This is a genomic window from Allobosea sp. CER48 (assembly GCF_044752385.1).
Taxonomy (GTDB): domain Bacteria; phylum Pseudomonadota; class Alphaproteobacteria; order Rhizobiales; family Beijerinckiaceae; genus Allobosea.
The window spans coordinates 1-3981 of sequence record NZ_JBIWYK010000300.1; the positions used below are offsets into that span (position 1 = coordinate 1).

General features: G+C 66.0%; 3 protein-coding genes. All 3 read left to right on the forward strand.

Features of this window, described 5'->3' with window-relative positions:
* A partial coding sequence (locus ACIPIA_RS11655) for an enoyl-CoA hydratase-related protein (protein WP_400509650.1) occupies nt 1-902 on the forward strand: 902 nt, incomplete at its 5' end.
* Between the two features lie 111 nt (nt 903-1013).
* On the forward strand, nt 1014-3365 hold the full coding sequence (locus tag ACIPIA_RS11660) for a putative bifunctional diguanylate cyclase/phosphodiesterase (RefSeq protein WP_400509652.1): 2352 nt from the start codon (nt 1014-1016) through the stop codon (nt 3363-3365).
* A gap of 102 nt (nt 3366-3467) precedes the next feature.
* Nucleotides 3468-3981: FAD-dependent oxidoreductase (locus tag ACIPIA_RS11665; RefSeq protein WP_400509654.1), on the forward strand; the 514-nt coding region annotated here is incomplete at its 3' end.

Below are 3981 nucleotides of genomic sequence, written 5' to 3' on the forward strand. Positions count from 1 at the left end.
CGCCGCTCTTCGAGAGCTGCGAGGTCATCGATGCCATCCGCTACAAGGCGGGGTTCCTGCCGGAGGTGGAGCTGGCCTATGAGCCGGAGATCAAAACGCTCTGGGTCACGATCCGCCCCGAGCTGAAGCCGGTCTTCACGCTGCAGCTGCTCGACAGCCTGGTGAAGATTCAGAGCGCCATCGCAGCGCTATGGGGTGCGCCGGACCAGTATCATCGTGCCCCGGTCCGCTTTCTCGCCTTCCGCGGCACCGGCCCGTTCTTCACGCTCGGCGGCGATCTCGATTTCTATCTGGACTGCCTGGCGCGGAACGACCGTGCGGCGCTCACCGAGTATGCGCGCCTTTCGGCAGAGGGCGCGATCTGGAACTCGACGGGCCTGAACGGGCTGGTCATCACCCTGGCGACCATCCACGCCAAGGCTATCGGCGGCGGCATCGACGCGCCGCGCTCCTGCAACGTCATGATCGCCGAGGAGCAGGCTTCGTTCGTCTACCCCGAGATCAAGTTCAACCATTTCCCGATCACCGCCGTCGCCATCCTGTCGCGGCGGATGGGCCAGCAGGCCGCCGAGCAGATGCTGCTTTCCGGCGAGGAGATGAGCGCGCGGGATTTCATGGCCGCCGGCGGGCTCGAAGCCGTCGTCCCGGCGGGGACCGGCGAGGCCTGGATCCGCAAGTACTGCACTGACGCCCTGCCGATCCATGCCGCCAAGACGGCGCTCTTCGCGGCGTTCAACCGTCGGGCCGGCGACCTGCGCGAAGAGCTCGGCCATCTCGGGCAGATCTGGACCGACTGCATGCTGCGGCTGAATCCGAGCGCGATCTCGAAGCTGCAACGCATCGCCCAGACCCAGGACCGAATGCTAGCTCGCGTTTACCAACGTCACCTTTCGCCGGTCTGAACAGGGGCGGACGCCACCGAAAGGCGACAAACTCACACGAAGCATTTACCTCTGCTCTCCTAGAACCCTTCGATAATGCGCGGGGTTTCGACCTCGCGCGCAAGACCGCTCATGCGGCAAGGGCAGGAGCAGATGGCGGGCGCGCTGAAGCGATTGACGGCGGCCGGCGGGCGCAGGCGGGACGACGATGTCGACCTGACCGGCTATACGCTGCTGGTCAGTTCGTTGTTCTCGTCACCCGCCTCGATCATTCCCGGCGGCATCGCAGGGATTCTGACGCCGTTCCTGTGCTGGCTTTCGACCGGCATGGATATCTTCATGGGCCTCACCATTCTGGTGACGCTCATCGTCGTCCTGCGCATCGTCACCGTTGTCGCCTATCGCCGGCGCAACCATGCCGCCGACAGCTATGCGCAGACCCGGCGCTGGGATCGCGACTATTTTCTTGGGGCGACCGTCTTCAGCGCGGTGCTGGGCTACAGCTGCTATGTCGCGCTGGTACATACCGACGACGCGGCCGCGCACATCACGTCCGTCGCATCCACCATCGCCCTCGCCTCTGGTTATGTCGCTCGCAATGCGGGCCGGCCGAAATTCGTCGCCGTGCAGCTCATGACGTTCTGCATTCCGATGGCGATCGGCCTGATCGGCGCTCACAACCCCTATTACCGCTACATTGGCTATTTCGCCTTCCTCTACCTCGCCGCGAATATCGCGATCACCAATTCCCTGCATCGGAACCTGCTGGCGCTGAGCGATGCCACGAAGAACTCGAAGGCCCTCGCCTCGGCCCTGCACTCGCAGAACCTGACGCTCGATGCCGCCCTCAACACGATGATCGACGGGCTGGCGATGTTCGACCGCAATCTCAAGCTCGCGGTCAGCAACGCTCCCCACTGCACGCTCTACGGCCTGCCCGAGACTCTCGCGCTGCCCGGTACGCCGCTCGCCGCGATCGCGCGATTCCTGGTCGAGCGACAGGTCATCAGCTCGGAGCAGTTGCGCGAGATCCGCTCGGCTCTGACGACAGCCCAGAGCACCCAGCAGGCCGCGAGCCACGAGGTCGTGACGCGGAGCGGCCTCGTGCTGGTCGTCACCTTTGCCCCGGCAGCCGAGGGCGGCATCCTCATGCTGACGGAAGATGCCACCGAGCGAAAGGCGACCGAGGCCCGCATCGAGCAGATGGCGCGCTTCGACGAGCTCACCGGCCTCGCCAACCGGTTCGAGTACAACACGCTGATCGCCGAGGCCTTCACGCGGCTGCGGCATACGGGCGAGAGCTTCGCGCTGCTCTATCTCGACCTCGACGGGTTCAAGCAGGTCAACGACAGCCTGGGCCATGACGTCGGCGACCATGTGCTGATGGAGACCGCGAGCCGGCTCCGCAAAGCTGTCCGCAGCAATGACAGGTTGGCCCGCTTCGGCGGTGACGAATTCCTGCTGATACTGCATTCGGCCGACCAGACCGTGGTCACCGCCATTGCCCAGCGTATGATCAGTACCATGACCCGCGCCTTCGATGTCGACGGCAAGACCGTCTACGTCACGGCGAGCGTCGGCATCGCCATGGCGCCTCGAGACGGCACCACGCCGACAGACCTGCTGCGCCATGCCGACACGGCCCTGTACAAGGCCAAATCAGCCGGCCGGAACACGCTCGTGTTCTTCAATCCGGCCATGGCCGAGGAGATGCTGGAGCGGCATGAGATCGAGGTCGACCTGCGCAAGGCGTGCGCCGACGGCACGCTCGAACTCTATTATCAGCCGATCATCGACCTGAAGACGCAGGAAGTGGTGTCCCGCGAGGCGCTGATGCGCTGGCGCCATCCGACCCGCGGAATGGTTCCTCCCAACGTCTTCATACCCATTGCCGAGCAGTCCGGCCTGATCGCGTCCATGGGCGACTGGGCGATCCGCCAGGCCTGCAAGGACGCGGCGAGCTGGGAGCCCGGCATCGGCGTCTCCGTGAACGTCTCGCCGCTGCAGTTCCGCGAGCCGCGCCGGATCGTCGAGACGGTGACCGACGCGCTCCTCTCGTCCCAGCTCGAATCGCGGCGGCTGATGCTCGAGGTCACGGAATCTCTCCTGATCGAGGACGACAAGCTGGCGCTCTCCGTTCTCGATGAACTAAGGGCGCTCGGGGTGACTTTCGCGCTCGACGATTTCGGTACGGGCTATTCGTCGCTCGCCTATCTCTCGACCTACCCTTTCGCGCAGGTGAAGATCGACCAGAGCTTCGCCCGGGAGGTCCACACCACCGAAGCCTCCAAGGCCGTGATCGAAGCCGTCTGCCAGCTGGCGCGCCGGCTCGACATGAATGTCGTGGTCGAAGGCATCGAGACGGAGCAGCAGCGCATCGCCGTCCAGCTCCTCGGCGCGCACCGCGCCCAGGGGTACCTGTTCGGCCGGCCGGCGGCGATCGTGGCGAACAAGGGCGGTGGCGACGGCCGCAGCGTCGCCTGAAGCATCGATTGCCTGCGCCTGCCCGGCTGCACGATCGGCCTTGATTCCGCCCGCCCGACAACGCATCAGCGTGTGAGCACAGAGAGCGAAGCGGAAAATCCGGTGAGCGACGGCACGGCCAAGGCGGTGAAACCCGCCGCGTTGACACCCGACATCTGCGTTATCGGCGCAGGCGGCAATGGCATTGCACTGGCGACGGCCGCGGCCGCTTTCGGAGTGTCCGTCGTGCTCGTCGACCGGCGCGCGCCCGGCGGCGGCTCCGGGCCCCTAGCCGTCAAGGCTCTGGTCGAGGCTGCGGCGGCAGCCCAGGCGATACGCGAGGCCGGCCGGCTGGGCCTGAACGCCGGGAACTTGCAGACCGATCCGGGGCAGCTCCACGACCACATTCAACGTTCGATGGCGGCCGAGACCGCCAACCACTCCGAGCAGCGCCTGACGGCTCTGGGAATCCGGGTCCTGCGCGGCGAGGCGCGTTTCACCAGCCGCAGCACGGCCGTCGTCGAAGGCGTGCCGATCAAGGCACGCCGCTTCGTCATCGCCACCGGCGCCCGGACAATATTGCCGGACCTGCCGGGCTTCGATGCCGTGCCCGTCATCGGCCTCGGCGACCTGGCCG